At 49.9% G+C, this 26627-nt stretch carries 13 protein-coding genes and 1 pseudogene; 11 read left to right on the forward strand and 3 right to left on the reverse strand.

Translation table 11 applies throughout. From position 1 onward, the window contains the following. Positions 1-24: 24 nt before the first annotated feature. The 11 genes from AUL54_RS01370 to AUL54_RS01420 all read left to right on the forward strand — a co-directional run bounded on the left by AUL54_RS01370 (position 25) and on the right by AUL54_RS01420 (position 24536). Complete coding sequence (locus AUL54_RS01370; protein ID WP_060962642.1) at positions 25-10800, forward strand: non-ribosomal peptide synthetase; 10776 nt, start codon at positions 25-27, stop codon at positions 10798-10800. An 18-nt stretch (positions 10801-10818) separates the two neighbouring features. Then, positions 10819-14622 (forward strand): non-ribosomal peptide synthetase, encoded by a 3804-nt coding sequence (locus tag AUL54_RS01375; RefSeq protein ID WP_060962643.1) that lies wholly within the window; start codon positions 10819-10821, stop codon positions 14620-14622. Between the two features lie 72 nt (positions 14623-14694). Next, positions 14695-15075: a DUF1360 domain-containing protein gene (locus tag AUL54_RS01380; RefSeq protein ID WP_045927036.1), complete on the forward strand. Its 381-nt coding sequence runs from the start codon at positions 14695-14697 to the stop codon at positions 15073-15075. A 117-nt stretch (positions 15076-15192) separates the two neighbouring features. Further along, positions 15193-16731, forward strand: coding sequence for a glycoside hydrolase family 10-like protein (locus AUL54_RS01385; protein ID WP_060962644.1), 1539 nt, complete (start codon positions 15193-15195; stop codon positions 16729-16731). Positions 16732-16871: 140 nt separating this feature from the next. Beyond that, the gene (locus tag AUL54_RS01390; protein ID WP_016935926.1) at positions 16872-18014 is read left to right on the forward strand and encodes an acyl-CoA dehydrogenase family protein; all 1143 of its coding nucleotides are present in this window, start codon (positions 16872-16874) and stop codon (positions 18012-18014) included. A 44-nt stretch (positions 18015-18058) separates the two neighbouring features. Beyond that, positions 18059-19699, forward strand: coding sequence for an AMP-binding protein (locus AUL54_RS01395; RefSeq protein ID WP_060962645.1), 1641 nt, complete (start codon positions 18059-18061; stop codon positions 19697-19699). Positions 19700-19720: 21 nt separating this feature from the next. Next, a complete protein-coding gene (locus AUL54_RS01400) occupies positions 19721-21070 on the forward strand; it encodes an acetyl-CoA carboxylase biotin carboxylase subunit (protein ID WP_060962646.1) in 1350 nt (449 codons plus the stop codon). Further along, a complete protein-coding gene (locus AUL54_RS01405; RefSeq protein ID WP_060962647.1) occupies positions 21067-21279 on the forward strand; it encodes an acetyl-CoA carboxylase biotin carboxyl carrier protein subunit in 213 nt (70 codons plus the stop codon). Before AUL54_RS01400 ends, AUL54_RS01405 begins: the two co-directional genes overlap by 4 nt. 15 nt (positions 21280-21294) lie before the next feature. After that, positions 21295-22194: a hydroxymethylglutaryl-CoA lyase gene (locus AUL54_RS01410; RefSeq protein WP_060962648.1), complete on the forward strand. Its 900-nt coding sequence runs from the start codon at positions 21295-21297 to the stop codon at positions 22192-22194. 15 nt (positions 22195-22209) lie between these two features. Further along, entirely contained in the window at positions 22210-22989 is a 780-nt protein-coding gene (locus tag AUL54_RS01415; protein WP_060962649.1) for an enoyl-CoA hydratase, read from the forward strand. A 17-nt stretch (positions 22990-23006) separates the two neighbouring features. Next, positions 23007-24536: an acyl-CoA carboxylase subunit beta gene (locus AUL54_RS01420; protein ID WP_060962650.1), complete on the forward strand. Its 1530-nt coding sequence runs from the start codon at positions 23007-23009 to the stop codon at positions 24534-24536. A 55-nt stretch (positions 24537-24591) separates the two neighbouring features. Here AUL54_RS01420 and AUL54_RS01425 read toward each other — a convergent pair whose 3' ends face one another. The 3 genes and pseudogenes from AUL54_RS01425 to AUL54_RS01435 all read right to left on the reverse strand — a co-directional run. Further along, positions 24592-25182, reverse strand: coding sequence for an undecaprenyl phosphate transporter UptA (locus AUL54_RS01425; RefSeq protein ID WP_060962651.1), 591 nt, complete (start codon positions 25180-25182; stop codon positions 24592-24594). 74 nt (positions 25183-25256) lie between these two features. Next, positions 25257-26150 (reverse strand): UTP--glucose-1-phosphate uridylyltransferase GalU, encoded by an 894-nt coding sequence (gene galU / locus AUL54_RS01430; RefSeq protein ID WP_060962652.1) that lies wholly within the window; start codon positions 26148-26150, stop codon positions 25257-25259. Between the two features lie 6 nt (positions 26151-26156). Next, a pseudogene (locus tag AUL54_RS01435) lies at positions 26157-26587 on the reverse strand (GtrA family protein); the annotation flags it as partial. Positions 26588-26627 lie beyond the last annotated feature (40 nt).

Here is a 26627-nt window from a genome sequence, read left to right on the forward strand (position 1 = left end):
AAAAGGCGACGGGGAGATCATAACATGACAAAAAAGAATGCAATTCAGGATATTTATCCGCTGTCTTATATGCAGGAAGGAATGCTTTTTCATTCCCTCCTGCAAAAGGAATCACAGGCTTACGCCGAACAGGCCTCCTTTTCAATCACGGGGAAGGTTGACACCCGCGTGTTTGAAGAGAGCGTCCATGTTCTTTTCGAAAGACATGATATTTTCAGAACGATCTTTATCAGCCAGAACGTGTCCGTTCCGCAGCAGGTCGTATTAAAAGAGCGGAACGTCAGCATCATTGAGGAAAACCTCACCAATTTAAACAAGGCTGATCAAACCAAGTATATCGAAGAAGCCAAACGAAGAGATCGTGAGAAAGGATTTCATCTGCAAAAGGACATGCTGATGCGGGTGACGCTGCTGCAAACCGGAGAACGTGAATACACGTGCATATGGAGCTTCCATCACATCATTATGGATGGCTGGTGTCTCGGAATCGTGCTGAAAGAGTTCTTCCAGATATACGCCTCGCGGCTCCGCCGAACACCGTTAACGCTTGAGCCCGCTGTGCCGTACGGGACCTATATCAAGTGGCTGATGGAGCAAGATAAAGAAAAAGCAGCTTCGTACTGGGAGCGATACCTTGAAGGCTTTGAGCAGCAGACTGTTCTGCCGAAACAGAAAAAAGCCGGCGGCAGCAGACAGGAGGAAGTGACGTTTTCCTTTTCAAAAAGGGACACAGCCAAGCTGAAAGAGCTGGCCGTGAAAGAAGAGGTCACACTGAGCACCATTTTCCACACGCTCTGGGGCATTTTGCTCCAGGCGTACAATCAGACAGAGGATGCGGTTTTTGGTTCTGTCATTTCCGGAAGGCCGTCTGAAATCGAAGGCATCGAGCGAATGATCGGCCTGTTCATTAACACCGTCCCTGTCCGGATCAGCGGAGCGGACATCCCGTTTCAAAAACTGATCAAAAACGTACAAAAGGATGTTTTGAAAGGGCAGGCGTACAGCTACCATCCGCTTTATGACATACAAGCGAATTCACAAGTAAAACAAGGCTTAATTGACCATATTCTCGTCTTTGAGAATTATCCGGTTGAACAAGAGCTTGACGTGCTGAACAGCGAGGGAGATACGAAAGATCTTTTCCGCATCCATGATTTCAGCATGGAAGACGAAACCAATTACAGTTTTTATCTAATGGTGGCGCCGGGTGACGAGATTCATTTGAAAATGAGATACGATTCAAGCGTGTATGACCGCCAATTTATCGAAAATATCAAAGGTCATTTGACACATATCGTTTCCCAGATTCTCGACAAACCTGATATTACGCCGGATAACCTTGTAATCATAACTCCTGAGGAAAAAGAGCAGCTTCTTGCTCCAATTTCTGAAGAAACCGAAAAGCCTGAATATGACACGATTCATGCGATGTTTGAACGGCAGGCCGCACAAACGCCGGATCAAATCGCGATCAAGTATGAAGGCGAGTCAGTGACGTACAAAGAGCTGAACGAATCGGCTAATAAGCTGGCCCGTCTGCTGCAAAATCGCGGATTAAAGCGGGAGGAGCCGGTAGGCGTCATGCTCGGCCGTTCCCCTTCTTTAGCGGCGGCCGTTCTCGGTCTTTTAAAAGCGGGCGGCGCCTTTGTCCCGATAGATCCCGGCAGTCCAAAGGAGCGTATCCGCTATATCATTGAAAACAGCGGCTGCGTCCATGTTGTAACAGAGCGGCATCAGTCAGTTCCCGCAGAACAAATGCTGCAAGTTACATACATAGAAGAAGCCGGGACAGAAGCGGACGGAAGCAATGTGCAATCCATTAATACAGCGGACGATCTGCTTTATATGATTTATACATCCGGAACGACAGGGAAACCGAAGGGTGTGCTGCTTGAACATAAAAATATGGCCAACCTGCTTTCTCACCAGTTGACGAACACAGACATTGATTTTTGCACCAATGTGCTGCAGTACGCATCTGTGGCATTTGACGTCTGCTACCAGGAGTTATTTTCAGTATTCTTGAGCGGCGGCACTCTTTGTATCGTGCCGGAATCAATCAAACGAGATGTTTCTCAGTTGTATTCGTTTATCGATCAGCATAAAGCAGAAGTGGTATTTTTCCCGACTGCCTTTGTCAAAATGCTTTTCAATGAAGAAGATTATGCACAGTCTTTTCCCCGCTGTGTGAAGCATGTCATTACGGCCGGAGAGCAGCTGACCGTCTCGCGGTTGTTCAGGCAGACGCTCCGTTTACACGGTATGCATTTGCATAATCATTACGGCCCGTCAGAAACCCATGTGGTTTCAACGTATACGATTTCTGCGGGAGATGACATACCTGAACATCCGCCGATCGGGAAACCGATCCATCATAACAAGATGTATATTCTCAGCCAAAACAGACAGCTTCAGCCTCTCGGAATTGCGGGAGAATTGTATATTTCCGGAGCGAATACAGGAAGAGGCTATGTGAACAATCCGGCGCTCACCGAAGAGAAATTTTTGCCGGATCCGTTCAGAAAGGGCGCCGTCATGTACCGGACCGGAGATTTGGCAAGACTGCGTGCGGACGGTCAAATTGAATACATCGGCCGGACAGATGATCAAGTGAAGATCAGAGGGTACCGGATTGAACCGAAAGAAATTGAAACCGTCCTGGCAAATCATCATGCCGTGAAAGAAGCTGCCGTACTGATTCAAACGAATGAGTCGGGCGAAAATGAATTATGCGCCTACTGCAGCGTCTCACAAGCGACAGATCCTTCTCAGCTGCGGAGCGATTTGGCGAAAGAACTGCCTGATTATATGATTCCGGTTAAATGGGCTTTTGTTGACACGATTCCGCTCACTGCAAACGGAAAAGTCGACCAGCGTGCCCTTCCGGAAGCTTCGGGGTACGCCGCAGGCCGTCAATACACGGCTCCCCGGAATGTGACGGAGCTGAAACTTACCCGGATATGGGAAGAAGTGCTTCAGAGCGGCCCGATCGGTGTTCACGATCACTTTTTCGAGCTTGGCGGCCATTCATTAAAGGCGACGGCGCTCGTGGCAAAAATAGCCAAAGAGTGCAGCGTGCAAATTCCGCTGAGCGATGTCTTCAGCCATCCGACCGTAGAAGAACTCGCCAATATCATCAGCGAAGCAGAAGAGAATCCGTTCGCATCTATAGAAAAAACAGAAACGAAAGAAACCTATCCTGTCTCATCCGCACAAAAACGGATGTACGTCCTTCACCAGCTTGAAAATGGAGGGGTCAGCTATAACATTCCAGCCGTTTTAGAGGTGAAGGGGCCGTTTGACCGAGACAGGATGGAAGCCGTGTTCAAGGAACTGATCCGGCGGCATGAACCGCTCAGAACGTCCTTTGAAGAAAAAAACGGCCTGCCTGTGCAGAGGATTCATGATGACGTGCCGTTTGCATTTACAAAAGAACAATCAGCCGAAGCGTTTATCCGGCCGTTCGACCTCGGCAAAGTACCTCTTTTCCGGGCCGGATTTGTCCGAATTGAAAAAGACCGGCACCTGCTTTTAGCTGACATGCATCATATTATTTCAGACGGCGTATCCGTCAATCTTTTGATACGTGAATTCAGTGAACTGTATGCTGGGAGAAGTCTGCCTCCGTTACGGATTCAATACAAAGATTATGCCGTTTGGCAGCAATCATTTATGGCCGGCGCCGCATACAAAAAACAAGAGGAGTACTGGCTGAACCGTCTTGCCGGGGTGCTTCCCGTACTTGAATTGCCGGCTGATAAGCCGCGTCCGCCAGTGCGGAGCTTTTCCGGTGACCGGGTGTCATTTGTCATCAGCGAAAAACATACAGCACAGTTGAAAAAGCTGGCGAAAGAAAACAAATGCACACTGTATATGACACTGCTCGGTGTGTACACCGTTCTGTTAGCCCGTTTAAGCGGACAGGAAGATATGATTGTCGGGTCTCCGATTGCGGGAAGGCCTCATGCCGATCTTGATAGCGTTCTGGGCATGTTTGTCAATACGCTTCCTTTCAGGACGCGTCCCGAAGGAAGCATGACATTTAAAGATTATTTACAGGAGATTCGCCAAACGGCGCTTGAGGCCTACGAACATCAGGATTATCCGTTGGAGGAACTCGTCGATAAGCTCGGTGTGCCGCGGGATATGTCCCGAAATCCGCTGTTCGATACAACATTTGCGCTGCAGAACATGGAACAGCAAAAGCTTAGGGCAGACGGGCTTGAACTGCAGCCGGCAGACATCAGCCTGCCGATTTCTAAATTTGATATGTCGCTGTACATCTCGGAAAACGCTGGTGAATTGTACTGCCAGTTTGAATACAGTACTGATTTGTTTGAGAGAAAAACGATTCAAAAATGGGCGGGATTTTTTGCGACACTTTCCGAAAACGCCGCTGCTGATCCGGGATTGGAATTAGACGATATTTCCGTCTTATCAGAAAAAGAAGAAATGTCCCTGCTTCACGATTTCAGCCCCTTGCAGAAAACAGCGTTTCCGCTTGAGCAGCCTCTTCATGCTCTGCTGGAACAGCGGGCGGAGAAAACGCCGGACCGTCCGGCAATTTTAACTGACGACATTTCGATTACGTATCAAGAGCTGAACGAAAGGGCAAATGAGCTTGCGCACCAGCTGATAAAGCGGGGGATAAGGCTGGAGGATAAAACCGCCATCATGGGCCGGCGTTCTCCTGACATGCTGATCGGCATTTACGCCATCTTAAAAGCAGGCGGTGCATATCTGCCGATTGATCCAGATTACCCGAAAGAGCGGATTCGCTTTTTACTGAAAGACAGCGGCGTAAGGTTTTTACTTGCGGAACCGGAACTTTCGGCCGCAGATCTTTTTGATGGAGAGATCATATCGCTGAAAAGCGGGCAAACAGGAAACCCGGAAGCCGCGGCCAACCCGAATGTTCCCGTAAAATCCGATTCATTGGCTTATATTATCTACACATCCGGTTCTACCGGACGCCCAAAAGGCGTGCAGGTTGAACATCAGTCAGCCGTAAACTTTTTATACTCGCTGCAAACGCGTTATGGATTAAGTGATTCTGACATCATTTTGCATAAAACATCATACTCTTTCGATGCTTCGATTTGGGAGCTGTTTTGGTGGCCGATCGCGGGAGCTTCTGTTTTCCTTCTTCCGCAAGGCGGCGAGAAAGACCCTGAAATAATACTGAACGCACTGGAGAATAACCGCATAACGGCGGCCCATTTTGTGCCTTCTATGCTTCATGCGTTCTTGGAATATATAAATTCCAGAAAACAGTCCGTCAAAAAGACCAGCTTAAAAAGGATTTTTGCCGGCGGCGAACAATTGGGCCCACACCTGGTTTCCCGTTTTTATGACCTTCTGCCGAAAACGGAATTGACAAATTCCTACGGACCGACAGAAGCGACTGTGGAAGCCTCGTACTTTGATTTACGGCGAGGAAGTGAATTTCACAATGTTCCGATCGGCATTTCAGGACATAACATGCGGCTGTATATTTTAAATCAAAAGAAACGGCTTCTCCCGCCGGGATGTATCGGAGAACTGCACATCGCGGGGACAGGGGTGGCCCGGGGCTATTTGAACCGGCCTGAGCTGACGGTTGAACGTTTTCTCGATGATCCGTTTTATCCGGGAGAGCGCATGTATCAGACGGGCGATATCGCACGCTGGACAGAAGACGGGCTTGTCGAATGGCTCGGCCGTTCAGACGGACAGGTGAAAGTCCGCGGCTACCGGATTGAACCGGGGGAAATCGAAGCGGCGATCCGGCGCATTGACGGCATTCGTGAGGCGGCGGTCACCGCCCGGACCGAACACGGCGAGACCGCGCTTTACGCCTATATCGAAGGACGGGGAAGCGATGACGTGCGGGCGGAGCTTGCGACACGCCTTCCGGCCTACATGATGCCGGCTCAGTTTATAGAGATGAGAGAGTGGCCGGTCACACCGAGCGGAAAGCTTGACCGCCGCGCGCTGCCGGCTCCTGACGGAGCGGCAGGCAGACAGGCGTACACCGCACCGCGGAACGTCACGGAAATGAAGCTTTGCGCCCTTTGGGAAGAGGTGCTGAAAAACGGCCCCGTCGGCATCCGGGACCACTTTTTCGAGCGGGGCGGCCATTCGTTAAAAGCGACGGCTCTCGTCTCCCGCATCGCCAAAGAGTTCGGCGTTCAGGTGCCGTTACAGGACATCTTCGCCCGGCCGACGGTGGAAGAGCTCGCATCGGTCATTCAGGACCTCGAAGAGAGCCCGTATGAAGCGATTCAGCCGGCGAAAACACAGGATACTTATCCGGTGTCTTCAGCGCAGAAACGGATGTATGTGCTCCAGCAGCTTGAAGACGGCGGTGTCGGCTACAATATGCCGGCTGTGCTGGAACTGACGGGCCCGCTTGACCGCGGCCGGCTGGAGGAGACGTTCCGGCAGCTTGTGGAGCGGCACGAATCGCTTAGAACGTCCTTTGAAACGGGGCCTGACGGCGAACCGGTGCAGCGCATCCATGACAGCGTGCCGTTTCAGCTGGATGAAGCCGAGTCAGCAGACGCATTTGTCCGGCCGTTTTGTCTGGATGAAGTGCCGCTCTTTCGCGCGGCCCTCGTGAAAGAATCGGATGAACGCCATCTTTTATTAACGGATATGCATCACATTATTTCCGACGGTGTGTCCGTCAACACCTTGATTAAAGAATTCGGAGAGCTGTATGCAGGGCGCCCGCTTGCGCCGATGCGTCTTCAATATAAAGACTATGCCGTCTGGCAGCGGTCGTTTCAGGAGAAGGAAGGATATCAGAAGCAGGAAGCCTACTGGCTGAAGCGGCTTGAAGGAGAGCTTCCGGTGCTTGAGCTTCCGGCTGATAAGCCTCGTCCGGCCGTCAGAAGCTTTGCGGGCGGCAACGTATCGTGCACGCTAGACGCTGAAACGGCATCCGGCCTTCACCGCATCGCCCGCGATCACGGCTCCACTTTGTACATGGTGCTTCTCGCCGCGTACAATACGCTGCTCGCGCGGTTGAGCGGACAGGAAGACATTATCGTCGGTTCGCCGATTGCCGGGCGCCCGCATAAAGACCTTGAACCGATTCTGGGGATGTTCGTCAATACACTCGCCATCAGAACGGAGCCGAAGGGGGACAAACGGTTTACCGATTACTTGGCGGAAGTCCGCCAGGCCGCACTGGAAGCGTATGAGCATCAGGACTATCCGTTTGAAGAGCTTGTGGAACGGCTCGGCGTGCAGCGGGACACAAGCCGCAATCCGCTGTTTGATGCGATGCTTGTCGTACAAAATATGGAGCATGAGGAATTGCTTCTGGACGGTTTGCATATTCAGCCTGCGGACATGTCCCGTCCGGTTTCCAAATTTGATTTCACTTTGCAGGCTTCTGAAGGCGGGGGACAGATACATTTTCTGTTTGAATATGCCGCGGCTTTATTCCGGAAAGAAACGATGGAACGCTGGGCTTCCCACTTTTTGACGATGCTTGAACACATTGTCCGTGAACCGGAATCCTCTTTACGGGAGATCAATATGCTGACAGAACCGGAACGAAACCGGATTCTTGCGGATTTTAACGGCATGACGGATAAACAGCTGCCGGAAAAAACAGTTCATGAACTGTTCATCACCCAGGCACAAAAAACACCTGATGCTGCGGCCCTTATCAGCAGGGAAACATTGGTCACATATAAAGATTTAGATGAATGGTCGAATAAAATCGCCAGAGCTCTGCAAAAACGGCAGATCGGACCTGATGCAGCCGTCGGCATTGTGATACCAAGATCGCCGGAACAAGCAGCGGCAGTCTTCGGAGTTTGGAAAGCCGGAGGCGCCTACGTCCCGATAGATCCTGAATATCCGGAGGAACGGAAGCAATATATCACCTCAGACAGCGGCGCAGCGATTCTTCTTACCGTACGGGGCGCGATAGATCAAGTGCCTGATCGTTTTAAAGGTGAAGTACTCGCATTGGAAGATATACAAGAACAGGACGCTTCACCGGTTCAGTCACTATCGGCGCCGGAGGATTTGGCTTACATCATTTATACGTCAGGGACGACAGGCAGGCCGAAAGGGGTTATGGTCGAACATCGATCCGTCAGCCAGACCCTTCAATGGCGGAGCGGATTTTATGATCTGAATGAGAAAGATACGGTTCTTCAGCTCTTTTCATTTTCCTTTGACGGATTTGTAACAAGTATGTTCACACCGCTGATTTCCGGCGCGAAAGTGGCCGTTTTAGCTGAAGACGAAGCAAAAGATATTCTGGCCATTAAACACTATCTCGCTTCTTGCCGCATTACTCACATGATTATTGTTCCCGTGCTGTACCGTACACTGCTTGACGTACTGGAGCCGGGAGATGCCGAGTCTCTCCGGATTGTCACATTAGCGGGAGAAGCGGTCGATCAAAACATGATCAGCCGCAGTTTATCGGTTTGTCCTCACACGGAACTTGCCAACGAGTACGGTCCGACGGAAAACAGCGTCGCCACTGCAGCGGCAAGACATATAGAACAAAATGAGGAGATTACGATCGGCCGGCCGATTGATCATTCACACGTTTATATTTTAAACGGGGATCATCTGCAGCCGATCGGTGTAACAGGGGAACTTTGCATCTCAGGTTCCGGCCTTGCAAGAGGGTACCGCAATCTTCCTCAACAAACAGCTCAAGCCTTTGTCCAAGACCCGTTCCACAAGAACCGGCGCATGTACCGCACGGGCGATCTGGCAAAATGGCTGCCGGACGGCACGCTGCAATATATCGGCCGAATGGACGAGCAAGTCAAAATCAGAGGCTACCGGGTGGAGCTGCAAGAAATTGAGGCCGCCTTAACAGGCATAAAAGGTGTCAAAGAAGCCGCCGTCACTGCTCTGCCCGCGTCAGCAGGCCAAACGGAACTATGCGCTTATATCGTGACAGAAGAAGGAACAGAAAGCGAAACGGTGAAGCAGGCGCTCAGAAATGAAATGCCCGCTTATATGGTGCCGGCGCTCTTTGAAACCCTTGAGGCCCTGCCGGTCACACCGAACGGGAAGCTTGACCGCCGCGCGCTTCCTGAGCCGCGGAAAAAAATGCAAACGGGACAGATGTTTACAGAACCTGCCAGCTCCATTGAAAAGGAATTGGCCGCGATTTGGAGCGACGTGCTCGGAACTGAAAACATTGCAGCGGATCAATCATTTTTTGAGCTTGGCGGCGATTCCATCAAAGCCCTGCAAGTCTCAGCCCGATTACACCAGACAGGAAAACAGATCGCTGTAAAAGATATTTTCAGCCGGCCGACAATTAAAGAACTGGCGCCTTATGTCCGTACAGAGCGGCAGCCGGTCAGCCAAGCTCCCGCAGAAGGAGAAGTGAAGTGGTCGCCTGTTCAAAAATGGTTCTTCGCACAGGACATGAAGGAAGCAAACCATTTTAACCAGTCCGTTATGCTGACGAGAACAAATGCAATTGATGAAGAGGCTTTGAGGAAGACGTTAAAAGCCATTACCGTTCATCATGATGCCTTGCGTCTTGTGTGCAAAAAAGACGGAGAGAAAGGCCTTTTCCTCTTCAACAGACCGGCTGGCCTCCCAGATGAGCAGCTCTACAGCCTGACTATTTTGGAAGCGGCAGGCGATGAGGATGAAAAGGAACGTTTTATAAAACGCCGCGTCGCAGAGCTTCAGAGAAACATGGATTTGGAGAACGGGCCGCTTGTACAGGCGGGGCTGTTCCGCTCTGAAGCAGAAGATTACTTGTTTCTTACCGTCCATCATCTAGCCGTTGACGGGATGTCATGGAGGATTTTATTGGAAGACTTGGCTTCTGCCTATGAGCAGGCCATCTCCGGAAAAGAAATCAATCTTCCGCCGAAAACCATGTCATTCAAATCATATACGGAGCATCTAGGAGATTATGCTGAAAGCCGTCAGCTGCTTCAGCAGGCGGAGTATTGGCGGGAGATAGAACACTATGAAACAGAAAGTCTCCCTTGTGAGCAGGCAGAACGATCTCAAACTTCTGCGGAAAAACGGAACACGGTATCTTTCACATTAACAGAAAGTGAAACAAGTGCGCTGTTGAAAGATGTGCACAGCGCCTACAATACGGATACGCAAGATGTGCTTTTGGCTTCCGCCGTGCTCGCTGTTCAGAAATGGTCACCGCGGCACGCTTTGAAAATCGCCCTTGAAGGACACGGACGCCAATCGGAGCAGGGCGGTGCGGACATCAGCAGAACGGTGGGGTGGTTCACTTCCATTTATCCGGTGCTTTTCCGGGCGGGAGCTTATGAACCTCTTGAAGAATATGAAATTCGCACATTAAAAACCGTCAAAGACACATTGCGGCGCATTCCGGATAAAGGGAACGGATACGGCGTCCTTAAATATTTGACACCGCCGAAGCTTGCCGGGATGACTTTCGGGAAAGCACCGGAGATCAGCTTTAACTATCTCGGACAATTCTATGCGCCCGGCGGGAATCCGGCAGAAACGGAACAGCTTGACGCGTTTCAGTTTTCTCCTTTGGGCAGCGGAGATGATGTGACGGATACATGGAAACGGGAGCAGTCACTTGAAATCAGCGCGATTGCGGCAAAAGGCCGGATGACCGTCAGCATTTCCTATGAAACGGGACGCTTCCGGCAGGATACGATCGAACGGCTGTCCGAAAGCTGCCGGTATTTTCTCCTGAAACTGTCGGAACATTGCCTCAGTAAAACCGATACGGAGAAAACCGTCAGTGACTTTGATGATCGGGAGCTGACTGAGGAAGCATTGCAGGATATTGCCGACTTACTCAGCTTCCACTAAACCGAGCGGGAGGAACACATGGACAAAACGAAAAATATCCAAAATATTTATCCCCTCAGCCGAATGCAGGAAGGAATGCTTTTTCATTCCTTTCTGCAAAAGGAGGGGGCTGCATATATCGAACAATCCGTCTTCACCATAAAAGGCCGGCTTCGTCCGGAATTGTTTGAGCAAAGCGTACAGTCTGTCATCAGCCGCCACGATATTTTCAGAACGGTTTTTTTACCTCATGTCGCTCAGCTGAACGGCCCCCGCCAAGTTGTGCTGCGTGAGCGGGAATTCCGGCTGCACCGCGAAGATCTTACACATTTGGATGAAGCGGGACAAAACAGCTATATACAGCGATTTAAGGAACGTGACCGCTTAAAGGGCTTTGACTTGCAAAAGGATATGCTGATGCGTGTTTCTTTGTTTAAAACGGCTGACGAGGAATATGTATGCGTCTGGAGCCATCATCACATCCTCATGGACGGCTGGTGCCTCGGCATCGTCCTTCAGGAATTTATGCATATGTACCGGGCGATTGAATCAGGCTCACCCGTCACCTTGGAGCCCGCTAAGCCGTACAGCACTTATATTACATGGCTGACCGATCAGGACAACGACGCAGCTTCTGAGTATTGGAAAGGATATTTAGCGGGCTTTGAGACCCCATCAGGACTGCCGAAAATATCGGTCCGGCCCCAGGAAAAAGGCTACCGCAAGAAAGAGCTGCTGTTTTCTTTAGATCAAAACCTGACGGACAAGCTGAAAACGATCGCCAAAGAAGAGGGCGCAACGCTTGCAGTTCTTATGCAGACCGTATGGGGCCTGATGCTGCAGCGCTACAACCGGATGGACGATGCTGTGTTCGGAGCCGTCGTATCAGGGCGGCCTTCTGTCATTGACGGCGTGGAAAGCATGATCGGACTGTTTATCAATACTGTCCCAGTACGCATTAAAACGGGTGATGAAAGCTTTAGAGAACTGCTGGGCCGCTGTCAGAAGGAAATGCTTGATTCAGAGGCGTTCAGCTATCATCCGCTTGCCGACATCCAATCTCAGACTGAGCTGAAACAGGATTTAATCGACCATATTATCGTGTTTGAAAATTATCCGATTCAGCAGCAGATGAAAGACGCGGAAAAGGAATCGGATGCACCGTTTAGAATCGGGAATGTCAACGTGTCGGAACAATCGGGCTACGACTTTAACCTCATCATAGCGCCCGGCGATGAGCTGCTCATCAAATTCAGCTACAATGCGAACGTGTATGACGAAGTATGGATAGAGAGCGTAAAAGGACACTTGGAAGAAGCGCTGCGCTGCGCCGCTTTTCATCCCGATGTTCCTGCTGACCGGCTTCCGATGCTCGGACAAAAGGAAAAATCAAGAATAATCAGCGAATTTAATAACACGAAAACAACTTATGAAAGAGACGAAAGCATCATCAGCCTGTTCAGCCGTCAGGCGGAGAAAACCCCGGATCATCAGGCGCTTCACGCCGGCGGACTGACGTTGACGTACCGGGAGCTTGATGAACGGTCAACTGCATTCGCCAGCACCCTGCTGGAAAACGGTTTGGCGCAAAAGGGAATTGCCGGGATTTTAGCCGAACGCTCACCTGAATTTATCATCGCAGTTCTCGCTGTTTTGAAAGCGGGAGGGACGTACCTTCCGCTCGATGCAGATCTGCCTTCCGACAGGATCGCCGATATGCTCACTGAGAGCGGAGCACAGCTGTTAACGGTACAAAACGGGATTGAGACTCATATTGACTTTTCTCACATCATCTCTATCCCGGCAGCCGCTGAGAAACAAACCGCTGACGCGGGAAAACTGAATACAGTTACATCGCCTGATGATCTTGCCTATATTATGTATACATCCGGTTCAACAGGAAAACCGAAGGGCGTGATGATTTCCAACCGCAACGTCGTATCGCTCGTGTCAAACAGCAATTACACGTCGGCCGGCACGACGGACCGTCTCATTTTGACAGGGTCCATCGGTTTTGACGCAGTGACGTTTGAAATCTTCGGAGCGCTTTTGAACGGAGCGTGCCTTCATGTAGTTGACCGCACGACAATGCTTGCGCCTGAGAGGTTCGGCCATTATCTTTGTTCCAATCGTATTACGATTCTGTTTTTGACGACGGCGCTCTTTAACCAGTTTGCCCAGGCTGATCCGGAGATGTTTTCCGGATTGCACACCTTATATGTCGGCGGAGAAGCTTTGTCCCCGGCGCTCATCAATAAGGTCAGACACCGCTGTCCGAATCTCAGTCTTTATAACATATACGGACCGACGGAAAATACGACATTTTCCACCTTTTATGAAATCAGGCATGATTTTTCTCAGCCGATCCCAATCGGAAAACCGATCACTAATTCAACCGCGTATATCATTGAGAAAAATGGCAGACTTGCGCCGATCGGCGTGCCCGGTGAGCTGTGTGTCGGCGGTGACGGGGTTGCCAAAGGCTACTTAAACAGGCCTGACTTAACAAGTGAAGCATTTGTCAGCCACCCGATTCATCCTGAAGAAAAGATTTACAAAACAGGCGACTTGGCTTATTGGCTGCCGGATGGAAGCATCGGATACATCAGCCGTATCGACCGTCAATTCAAGATTCGCGGAAAGCGTATCGAGCCGGCCGAAATTGAAGCGAGGCTGATTGAAATTGATGGAATCAGGGAAGCGGCAGTCATCGTGTCAGACGAAGGACAAGAAGCAATCCTTTGTGCGTATTATACGGGCGCGCATGTTGAAGAAAGAACCATTCGCTCCCTATTGGCAAGGCTGCTTCCCGACTATATGATTCCGCAGTATATGGTAAAGCTTGACCGTATGCCGCTTACCGCAAACGGCAAAGTGGACCGCCGCAGACTCCCTGCGCCAGAACGGAAAAAGACGTCATCAAAAGCCGTTCCCCCGCGAAACTGGGTAGAACGTGAGCTGATCGACATTTGGTCGCCGATACTCGGCTGCGGGGAGCTGGGCATACAGGATGACTTTTTTGAGCTTGGCGGGCACTCTTTGAAAGCATTGCAAGTCATTCACCAGCTGAAGACCAGACAGCAGATGGATGTCCCGATTGAAATGATATTTGAATATCCGACAATTGAACAATTGGCTGAAAATCTGTATTCCAGCAAACTGTCAGAAGCCGCCGAACAGCATATCAGCAGACTGAATCAGCCGAAAGGCCGCAACCTTTTCTGTTTTCCGCCAATTTCAGGTTTCGGCATTTTCTTCAAAGATCTGGCGGCGGCATTAAATGGACGGGCTGCTGTGTACGGCTTTAACTTTATTGAAGAAGACAGCAGAATGGAACAATACATTGATAAAATGCTGGAAATCCAGCCGGAAGGCCCTTATATCCTCTTCGGATATTCAGCAGGGGGCAATACGGCATTCGAGGCGGCAAAAGCAATGGAAAAACGCGGATTAGAAATCAGCGACATCATTATCGCAGACGCGTACAGAAAGCTTGACGCACTGCCGCCGCAGCCAACAAACGCAACAGCCGAAAATGTCCCGGAAGCCGTCAGGGAAGCGGTCATCCGAAAAACAGAGCGCTATCAAACGTATTGGGCGGAACTGATAAATGACGGCAAAATTGCGGCAAACCTCCATTTTATTGAGGCTGGCATAAAGGAAGAGCACAATGCTGAGCCTGAGCCGAAGAAATGGGAAGGCGCCACAACGGGACTCTATCAGGAATATCAGGGCGAGGGAGCCCATAAAGATATGTTTGAACCCGAGTTTGCACACAAAAATGCCGAGGTCATACTGGACATCGTTGCAAACAGCGGCAGACGCTTGGAACGGAATCTGTAGCATCCGGCAGAATGGTTCAGGATGACAGAGGGCAAGATAGGGGAATCAAACCAGGTTTTTGGAGGCTTTATTATGACGAACCTATCTTGGCTTACATATGTAATGATCATCCTTGCCAGCTATCGGCTGACCCATTTAATTGTATTTGATAAGATTACCGAATTCATAAGAAAACCCTTTTTAAAGCAAGAAAAAACCATCGATCAAAACGGGCGCGCCGTCCAAAAAAAAGTCCCTTCCTCCGCATTCGGTTATATGCTGCAATGTTATTGGTGTGCGGGTGTCTGGTGCGCCATATTGATCGGCATCTGCTACTTGGTCTGGCCCCGCTATGCACATCCGGTTATTTTCATTTTGTCCATTGCCGGAGCGCAGGCCATTCTTGAAACCTGTGTCGGCGTCGGAACGAAGGTCATTGACGTGCTCGCCGCCATGAAACATAAAAAGTCCTGAAGCGTTTCATCCGCTTTAGGACTTTTTTCTTTTTTTAGGCTGAGAGGAATAAAGCAGGCTTTTTGATTCACCGCCCGGAATGCTTCGGAATACCGTAAAGCTGAAAGGGGGAAAAACATGAAAGGCTGCCGTTTCAGCATCATATGGTTTTTGGCCGTTTTACTGACAGCCGGCATCTTTACAGTCTCAGCACCAGCAAAAGCTGGCGGCACTCAGGCGGAGAGAGAAATGAGAGCCGTATGGATCGCGTCTGTCACCAATATCGACTGGCCCTCTAAAAAAGGGCTGTCACCCGATCAGCAAAAAAAAGAATACAGCAAGCTGCTGGATGACGTTCAGGCAATGGGGATGAACGCCGTGGTCGTTCAAATTAAACCGACGGCTGATGCTTTTTATCCATCAGATTACGGTCCTTGGTCAGAGTATTTGACAGGAACTCAAGGCAAAAATCCGGGGTACGATCCGCTTGCTTTTTTAGTTGAAGAGACACATAAACGGAATCTTGAATTCCACGCTTGGTTCAACCCTTACCGGATCACGATGAATCACACAAATTTGAATGCGCTTTCAGATGATCATCCCGCCCGTTCTCATCCGGACTGGGTCGCCGCATACGGAAATCAGCTGTATTATAATCCGGGCATTCCCGAAGTACGGCAATTTATAACGGATGGGATCAAAGAGGTGGTCAGTCGATATGACATTGATGCGGTTCATATGGATGACTATTTTTACCCTTATAAAATCGCCGGAAAGGAATTTCCCGATCAGGCGGCATACGAACGGTACGGAAAAGCTCACTTTGCATCAGTTGATGACTGGCGCAGAGATAACGTCAACCAGCTTGTAAAAGAGATCAATCAGGCCATTAAACGAGAAAAATCTTATGTCAAATTCGGAATCAGCCCATTCGGCGTATGGAGAAATGCCGCAGATGACCCGACAGGCTCCAAAACGGCCGCCGGAGTGCGGAACTACGATGACTTATACGCTGATACGCGTGAATGGATCCAAAAAGGATATATTGATTACATCGCACCGCAGATTTACTGGAGTATCGGCTTTAAAGCGGCGGCATATGACGTCTTAGCGGATTGGTGGGGCAATGAAGTGAAAAATCGTCCCGTGCATTTATATATCGGGCAGGCAGCTTATAAAATCAACAACAACGCTGATCCGCCTTGGGCCGATCCGGAGGAATACGGAAGACAGATTGCTCTTAACAGGGAATCAGCTTGGATTAAAGGCAGCATGCATTTCAGTTTAAAGGATCTGAACCGTAACCCGCTCGATGTGAAAAACCGCTTGATCAATGACATGTACAGCCGTCCCGCATTAATACCCGAGATGCCTTGGCTCGGACATTCCGCTTTAAAAAAACCGGCTGTCAAACGGGCGGAGAAGAACGCTTCAGGCAATACACTCTATATCGAAGATGCGAAATCCAACGGTAAAAAAACGGCTTATTACGCCATTTACCGCGCAGAAAAGGGAAAGCGGCCTTATTTAGTGGATACAGTCAGAAAGACAGCATCACGGACGCAGACATTTTCAGATACTGATATCCAGGCGAAAGGCGCCTGCACCTATATCGTTACTTCCGTTGACAGGCTTCACCATGAAAGCCGTCCTTCCTCAAAACGGACGGTTAAATAGCATTTCTGAAAAAAACTGACAGTTGCCGCGCTGTCAGTTTTTTTGCGGCGGATGAGTCCGAATGTTCAGACTTTATTTGGATGGAATGAATAAAGATCCCCATTAATAAAATGTAGAAAGCAGCAGAAGGAGGAAGGTTAATGAATTTTCAACTGACAAAAGAACAGCAGATGGTGCGCGAAATGGTCAGAGATTTCGCCAAAAATGAAATTGCCCCGAAAGCCCATGAGGTTGATCAATCAGCCGTCTTTCCGATAGACACATTTAAGAAAATGGGCGAACTCGGCCTTCTCGGAATTCCGTTTCCGGAAGAATACGGCGGAGCGGGCGGTGATACCATTTCCTATGCAGCGGCAGTTGAAGAAATCGGAAAAGCCTGCGGAAGCACGGGGCTGAGCTATGCGGCAGCCGTGTCACTCGGTGCAAGCCCATTGTACTATTTCGGTACTGAACAGCAAAAACAAGAACACCTTACTCCGCTAGCTTCCGGAAAAGCGCTCGGATCATTCGGATTGACGGAGCCGAATGCCGGTTCAGATGCTGGCGGAACACAGACAAAGGCCGAGAAAATGGGTGCTGACTATGTGATAAACGGAGAGAAATGCTGGATCACTAACGCCAATTACGCCCGCACGGTCATTGTCACCGCCGTTACGGGAAAGAACTCCGCCGGAAAACCGATCATTTCAGCTCTCATCGTCCCGACAGACACACCGGGATTTACGATCACAAGTCCGTACGACAAGATGGGTGTGAGAGGATCGGATACGGCCGAGCTTGTGCTGGAGGATGTCAGGGTGCCTGCCGACAACCTGCTCGGTGATCCTGAAAAAGGTTTCAAGCAATTTTTATATACATTAGACGGCGGACGGATTTCGATTGCGGCGCTGGCTGTCGGTATCGCTCAAGGAGCGTTGGAGGCGTCGCTCTCATATGCGAAGGAACGCAAGCAGTTCGGAAGCCCGATATCGTCATTTCAAGCCATCCAATTTAAGCTCGCTGACATGGCGATGGAAATTGACCTTGCCAGACAAATGGTGCTTAAAGCGGCCTGGCTGAAGGATCAAAACCTGCCATTTACGAAAGAAGCGGCATTCGCCAAGCTCTATGCTTCAGAAATGGCTGTCAGAACATGCCTTCAGGCCATCCAAATTCACGGCGGTTCCGGCTATATGAAGGAGTGCGGTGTCGAACGCATGCTTCGTGACGCAAAGCTGATGGAGATTGGCGAAGGAACGTCAGAAATTCAAAGAATGGTCATTGCAAGACAGCTCTTGAAGTGAAATGAAAACGTTTACCAAAACAAGAATGGAAGGAAGCAGGTCATATGGCTGAACTTATCCATTTAACAGCGGGGAAGCTGCTAGAGCGGACCGCGGAGCTTTTTCTGGATCATGAAGCGGTTGTTTACCCTGAGCGCGGCCTTCGTTATACGTATGCGGAGTTTGACCGGTTATGCCGGCAAACCGCAAAAGGGCTGATGAAGCTGGGAGTTGAAAAAGGAGATCATGTGGCCATATGGGCATCCAACATACCGGAATGGCTCGCGGCGCAATTTGCAACGGCGAAAATCGGCGCCGTCCTGGTCACCATCAATACGAATTTTCAAATCGCAGAGCTCGATTACCTGCTGGCACATTCAGACGTCACGTCCCTGATTATCATGGATTCCTACAGGCAGACATCTTATGTTGAAATGGTGAATAAGCTGATTCCGGAGCTGAAAACGTGTGAGCGCGGCAGGCTGCGTTCGAAACGGTATCCCTTTTTACGGACGGTGTTATATATCGGGGATCAAAGACCGCCCGGAATGCACCGTTGGGATTCTTTGCTGAAGGATGCCGAGTCTGTAACGGATGCAGCGCTTGACGGAAGGATGGACAGCCTGGATAAGGATGATTGCATTCATATGCAATATACATCGGGTACGACCGGATTTCCGAAAGGCGTCATGCTCTCACATTTTAATATCGTCAATAACGCGGCCAATATCGCAGAGTGCATGAAGCTTACCCCAAGTGACCGTTTATGCATTCCCGTGCCGTTTTTCCACTGTTTCGGGTGTGTGCTCGGCGTGCTGGCATGTGTTTCCGCGGGTGCAGCGATGATCCCGATTGAACAGTTTTCTCCGCCAGCCGTTTTGAAAACGGTGGAGCAAGAAGCCTGCACGGCTCTGCACGGTGTGCCGACGATGTTTATCGCCCTCCTAAATGACAGCCGTTTTTCTGAATATGATCTTTCTCACATCCGAACCGGAATTATGGCCGGCTCGCCATGTCCGGCGGAAGTCATGAAAGAAGTGATCGGCAAAATGGGGATGACCGGCATTACCATTGCCTACGGACAGACCGAAGCATCACCTGTTATTACGCAGACAAGAACGGATGATCCGTTTGAAAGAAGAGTGGAAACAGCCGGGCGGGCGCTTCCTCATATCGAAATCAAAATCGTTCAGCCCGGAACATCCGAAGAGGCCGCCCGGGGCGAACAGGGAGAGCTCTGCACCCGCGGATATCATGTCATGAAAGGCTATTATAAAAATCAAGAAGCGACCGAAGAAGCGATAGACAAAGACGGCTGGCTGCATACGGGTGATTTGGCGGTCATGGATGAAGACGGGTACTGCAAAATCACCGGCCGTCTGAAAGACATGCTGATAAGAGGCGGCGAAAATATCTATCCCCGGGAGATTGAAGAAATGTTATATCGGCATCCCGCAGTAGCAGACGTTCAAGTTGTCGGCGTGCCTGACCCGAAATACGGAGAAGAAGCCGCGGCGTGGATCAGGCTCAAAGACGGACAAACCGCTTCCGCAGAAGACATCAGAGCCTTTTGCAAAGAACATATCGCCCGCTACAAGGTCCCCCGGTATGTATTATTCACAGATAAATATCCAATGACAGCCTCAGGAAAAATTCAGAAATTCAAGCTGCGGGAAAAAACGATTGAAGAGCTCAAGTTAACTTAATGAAAAAGGAGTGCTTCACATTTGTTTACAAAAATCCTGATTGCCAATAGAGGAGAAATCGCCTTACGAATTATCCGCACCTGCAAACGTCTCGGCATCCCCTCGGCAGCTGTCTATTCAGAAGCCGATCAGAATGCGCTCCATGTAAAAGCGGCAGATGAGGCTTATCCGATCGGAAAATCGAGAGTAAATGAAAGCTATTTACATATCGACAGAATTATAGAAGCCGCTAAAGCCGCCGGAGCGGACGCCATTCACCCCGGCTACGGACTGCTGTCAGAAAACAGTTCGTTCGCCGAACGCTGCCGGAAGGAACAAATCACATTTATCGGCCCGCCCGCTGACATCATCGCCAAGATGGGCAGCAAGATAGAAGCCCGAAAAACGATGCAAAAAGCAATGGTCCCGATCGTTCCCGGTGTTTCAGAACCGTTGCCCGATGTACACTCGGCCTTAGCCGAGGCGCGCGCCATCGGCTTTCCGGTCATGCTGAAAGCGTCCGCTGGAGGCGGCGGAATCGGCATGCAGATCGTACATTCAGAAGAAGAGCTGGCCAAAGCGTTTGAAGGCAATCAAAAGCGGGCCGCATCCTTTTTCGGAGACGGCGCGATGTATATGGAAAAAGTCATTGAAAACGCCCGTCATATTGAAATTCAGATTCTCGCAGATTCTTTCGGCAATACCGTTCATCTGTTTGAACGTGACTGTTCAGTGCAAAGGCGCCATCAAAAAGTGATAGAAGAAGCGCCGTCCCCGTTTGTTGATGATGAATTAAGACAAAGACTCGGCGAAACCGCCGTTAAAGCCGCTAAATCAATCGGCTACCAAAATGCGGGCACCATAGAGTTTCTCGTCGACCAAAAGAAACAAATCTATTTCTTAGAAATGAATACAAGACTGCAGGTAGAGCATCCGGTGACAGAAGAAATTACAGGACTGGATCTTGTGGAAGAGCAGCTGAAAATTGCCGCGGGGCAGCCGCTGACTTTCTCACAGAAAGACATCACACATCACGGGCATGCGATCGAAGTGCGGATTTATGCGGAAGATCCGGTCACCTTTTATCCGTCACCCGGCACCATCTCGTCTTTCTCCGTATTACGGCATCCGTCAGTGAGACACGAATGCGCCGTTGAAAAGGGAAGCACCATTTCTCCGTTTTACGATCCGATGATTGCCAAAATGATCGTCACGGCGAATACGAGAAAACAAGCCATTGAACAACTGAAAACCGCTCTTCGCGAATACCATGTAGAAGGGATTAAAACCAATATTCCGCTGCTGTCAAAGATTGCCCATTCAGAAGCGTTTGAAAAGGGTGAAGCGACAACCGGATTTTTACAAACCATGAACGGGGAGGCGTCCAAATGAGCGAGATAAAAATTCAGATGGCGGGAAATCTGTGGAAAATTCATGTGAAACCGGGCGATGTCATCGAAGAAGGACAGGAAGTAGCTGTCTTGGAATCAATGAAAATGGAAATTCCGATTATTGCTGAAGTATCCGGAACGGTGAAAGAAGTGAAAAAAGCAGAAGGTGATTTCACCGATGAAGGAGAGGTCCTGATTGAGCTCCAATAAAACGGGAGGTGCAGCATGAATTGTCCGAAGCATGTCCGCATCAACGAAGTGGGGCCCCGTGACGGCCTGCAGAATGAGTCCGCGTGGGTGGATACAGAAGATAAGATTGAGTGGATCAATATGCTGTCAAAAACAGGACTTTCCTATATCGAAGTAACTTCATTCGTGAATCCGAGGTGGATTCCGGCGCTTCGTGACAGTCTGGACGTTGCAAAGGGAATTGCCAGAACAGAACATACAGTATACGCGGCTCTCGTTCCAAACCTCATCGGGCTGGAGCGTGTGGCAGAAGGCAGAATTGATCAAGCCTGTGTGTTTTTATCAGCGAGCGAAACCCATAACCAAAAAAACGTCAACAAGCCGATTGACCGGACCGTTCAAGAGCTCAGGCAGGTCATTTCTGAAGCAAAAGCTGAAAACATGGCAACGAGAGCTTATCTTTCCACTGTATTCGGATGCCCGTACGAACAAAACGTACCGATCGAACAAGTTATCCGGCTCACAGACACGCTTCTTGAAATGGGCGTTGATGAATTATCGCTCGGCGACACAATCGGCGCGGCGAACCCCTTACAGGTCATAGCCGTGCTTGAAGCTCTTTTGCCGAGAATTCCCGCCTCAAAAATCGCACTCCATTTCCATGATACAAGAGGCACGGCTCTTGCAAATATCATTCCCGCCCTTGATATGGGGATTACATCCTTTGATACCTCCTCAGGCGGGCTTGGCGGCTGTCCGTATGCTCCGGGATCAGCAGGAAACGCCGCCACAGAAGACGTCATTTACATGCTTGAACAAATGGGGATTAATACCGGGACGGACATGAATAAACTACTTGAAGCCGCCGGCTGGATCGGGGATAAAATCGGCAAAGACCTGCCAAGCAGAAACCTGCAAGTCTTCAGAACGAAATGAGAGAGAGGAGAAGCCATGGGAGATTGCGTATTGTTTTCCGTCTGTCAAGAAACAATCGGTCTGATCACGCTGAACCGCCCGCATGCGGCCAACTCACTGTCATCAGAAATGATTGATGATTTACAGCGTGTGATTACAGACATCAAAAATTCGCCATCCATTCGCTGTGTCATTCTCACCGGCTTCGGAAACACATTCTGCGCCGGTGCTGATTTAAAAGAAAGAGCGGAGATGAACCATGAACAAGTCAAACAAAGCGTCAGTCGTATCGGTGAAACCGCCGCCTCAATTGAAGCACTCCCGCAGCCGGTCATTGCAGCGCTGAATGGAACGGCAGTCGGCGGCGGACTTGAACTCGCCCTCGCTTGCGATATCAGAATCGCCGCCAGCCGGGCGGGCCTCGGCCTCCCTGAAACAGGCCTTGCGATTATACCCGGGGCGGGCGGAACACAGAGACTGCCTAGGCTTATCGGACCCGGTGCGGCAAAAGAGTTGATCTACACCGGCCGGAGGCTCACGGCCCAAGAGGGAAAAGACATAAAGCTGGTCGAGCATGTATGTGATGCCGAAGAACTTATGGAAAAAGCAAAAGCACTGGCCGGCCGCATCGCCGCCAATGGGCCGATCGCCGTCAGACAAGCAAAATTCGCGATAAACAAGGGGCTGGAGACAGATCTCAATACAGGGCTCGAAATCGAACGAAAAGCATATGCACAAGTCATCCCGACACTTGACAGAGAAGAGGGGCTGCGCGCCTTTAAAGAAAAAAGACCCCCTGAATACAAAGGAAAATAAAACTTGGAGGGACTCGGATGGATTACGAAAAAGAACGGCAGACACGCAGCAAAACGATTGAAAAGGGAGGAGCGGCTAAATATCACGCAAGCAACGAAAAAAAGGGAAAACTTTTTGTAAGAGACAGGCTGAAGCTTCTATTCGATGACGGCATATCCGTTGAAGACGCTTTTTTCGCCGAATGCATGTCAGACGGACTGCCGGCCGACGGGGTTGTCACCGGGATCGGAACCATCAGCGGCAGAACCGTTTGTGTGATGGCAAACGACTCAACCGTAAAGGCGGGCTCGTGGGGCGCGAAAACGGTGGAAAAAATCATCCGCATTCAGGAAACGGCTGAAAAGCTGCAGTGTCCGCTTCTGTACTTAGTTGATTCAGCAGGTGCAAGAATTACCGATCAGGTCGACATGTTCCCGGGCAGAAGGGGAGCCGGCCGCATTTTTTATAATCAAGTAAAGCTGTCGGGACGCATACCGCAAATCTGTTTATTGTTCGGCCCTTCCGCTGCGGGCGGCGCTTACATTCCGGCCTTTTGCGACATTGTCATTATGGTCGAAGGCAACGCATCCATGTACTTAGGCTCTCCGCGCATGGCGGAAATGGTAATCGGCGAGAAAGTATCGCTTGAAGAGATGGGCGGCGCCCGTATGCATTGTTCCGTATCAGGCTGCGGTGATCTCCTCGCCCGGACGGAACAGGAAGCAATCACGATGGCGCGGACATATCTCAGCTACTTTCCGGCAAATTATACGGAAAAAGCGCCTGTCAGCGAATCCAAGAACCCGAAAGATTTTGAAAAACCGCTCTCAGATGTCATCCCGGCACATCAAAACGCACCGTTCAACATGCTGGATTTAATTGAACGTGTCATCGATGAAGACTCATTTTTTGAGATTAAACCGTTATTCGCGCAGGAATTAATAACGGGACTTGCGCGGATTCACGGACAGCCGGTCGGCATTATCGCCAACCAGCCGCGTGTCAAGGGCGGGGTTTTATTTCTCGATTCGGCGGATAAAGCCGCAAAATTCATCGCTTTGTGCGACGCATTTCATATTCCGCTTCTGTTTTTAACAGACATTCCCGGATTCATGATCGGAACGAAGGTTGAGCAGGCGGGCATCATCAGGCATGGCGCAAAAATGATCTCAGCAATGGCGGAAGCGACTGTTCCGAAACTTTCCGTTATTGTCAGAAAAGCCTACGGTGCGGGATTATATGCGATGGCGGGCCCGGCTTTTGAACCGGACTGCTGCTTAGCGCTTCCGACTGCGCAGATTGCCGTAATGGGGCCTGAAGCAGCGGTAAATGCGGTCTACGCAAACAAAATCAACGAACTCGCTCCAGAAGAAAGGCCGGCTTTTATTCAGCAAAAGCGAGATGAATACAAGGAAGACATTAACCTTTACCGTCTTGCCTCTGAAATGGTGATTGACGGCATCGTTCCCGCTGATTCCTTGCGGGACGAACTCAATAAACGCCTCACTGCTTACATGTCTAAACAACTGACTTTCACACACCGGAAACATCCCGTATACCCGGTATAAATAAAAAAGACCGCATAGATCCGGCCCGCGGCCGTTCTTCTATGCAGTCTTTTTTTCATAGTCTTGATCTCATCTTTTTCACGACAAAATAAACAACAATAAATACAAGAGCCAATATAATGATCGGAGTCGTATACATTCCGGCATAGCTGTCTACATCTTTCCACTGTCCGCCGAGCTGATACCCGAGATAAACGAAAATGACAGACCACGGAATAATCGCAAGCGTCGTCAGGGTGAGAAACTTGGAAAGCGGCATTTTCGCGAGGCCGGCCGGGATGGAAATCGCGTGTCTGACGACCGGGATAAACCGGGCCGAGAATACTACGCCCGCGCCGTAACGGCGAAACCAGTTTTCGGCAACATCAATATGATGCTTTTTCAGCAGTAAGTACTTGCCGTACTTGTCCAAAAACGGCCGCCCCCCATAACGGGCGATCCAGTAAATAAAGCACTGCGCGATCGTTCCCCCGATCACGCCGGCGATAACGGCGCCGAGAAAACCGATCGTGCCTTCTGACACCATATAGCCTCCATAGGCCAAAACGATTTCACTCGGAATGATTTCGATCATTAATCCGAGCGCAATCCCTAAATAGCCCATACTTGTCAGCCAGGATAATATTTCACTAATAAAATTGCCCACACTGTTCACAACCTCTTTATCTTTTTACCCAATTATATGACTGATTGACAAGCAAAATGGTTACAAATTATTTTTTAACGCACGTTTTCTTCAGATTCTCTTTTTAATACCTCTTCTAAATAAGCTAAGAGTTTCGGTCTCATTTCCTTCCGCAGCAGCCCGATCTCCGTGCCGGCCTTAAAACAGCCGAGCTTGTCGCCTATATCAAACCGTCTTCCTTCAAGCTCCCGCGCGTAGATACTTTGGGTGCGGCACGCTTCGCGCAGCGCGTCTGTCAATTGGATTTCGTTGCCTGCGCCTCTTTCGATCGTCTTCAGCGCTTTAAAAATGGCAGGGGTTAATATGTAACGGCCCATCACGGCGATGTGAGAGGGCGCCTTTTCAACAGCCGGCTTTTCAATCAGATCCTCAACTTGGTACACATGACCGTTGTGCCGCCCTGTCTGTATAATACCATATTTGCTGACATCGGCGGGATCGACGGGCTGTACGCCGATCGTTTCTGTGCCGTGTTGGTTATAGACGTCTATGAGCTGCGAGAGCGCGGGAGTGTCAGATACCATAATATCATCACCTAGGAGAACGGCAAAAGGCTCTTCTCCGATAAAATGCTCCGCACACAGCACCGCATGGCCTAAGCCGAGCGGCTCTTTTTGTCGGATGTAATGAATATTGGCCAATTCGGCAATCTGCTGCATTTCCTTCAGCATCTCCGTCTTGCCTTTTTCCCGCAGATTGAATTCCAATTCCGCCGACCGGTCAAAATGATCTTCAATCGAGCGCTTGTTTCTTCCTGTAATAATCAGAATATCTTCAATCCCTGACTCGGCGGCCTCTTCTACGATATATTGGATTGCCGGTTTGTCCACGATCGGCAGCATTTCTTTCGGCTGCGCCTTTGTCGCCGGCAGAAATCTCGTTCCTAAACCCGCTGCGGGAATGACCGCTTTTCTCACTTTTTTTCTCATTCATCTTCACTCCTGATCCTGTATGTTTTTCAGCGTGTCTCCGAATACCCAGAGTCGGTTTCCGATAAAATTCATCATCATTCCGCCGATAGTGGCGGCGAGCTTACTCACCAAAAGCGAACAGCCGCTTTTTTGAAACGCGTACAGCAGCAAAAAGGTGATCCCCGACGCAGCAAGATTAATGATGAGAAAGCGCACGATCTCTTTCCCGTCAGCCTTGCGCTTAACACGAAACGTCCAATTCCGGTTCCACACATAGCTATTGATCATTCCAGCCGAATAGGAGCAGATCTGTGCCGGCAGATAAAGGACATGGCAGGCGGTAAGCAGAAAGAAAACACCAAAATCGATCAGCGTATTTCCGGCCCCGACCGTGCAGAAACGGCCTAACGTCTTTATTTTTCCTTTCAGCATAACGGTGACCTCCCCTCATAATAAGATGCAGATGGCTGTCATATTTGTTGATATCGATTACTT

The sequence above is a fragment of the Bacillus sp. SDLI1 genome (assembly GCF_001553895.1).
Taxonomy (GTDB): Bacteria; Bacillota; Bacilli; order Bacillales; family Bacillaceae; genus Bacillus; species Bacillus siamensis.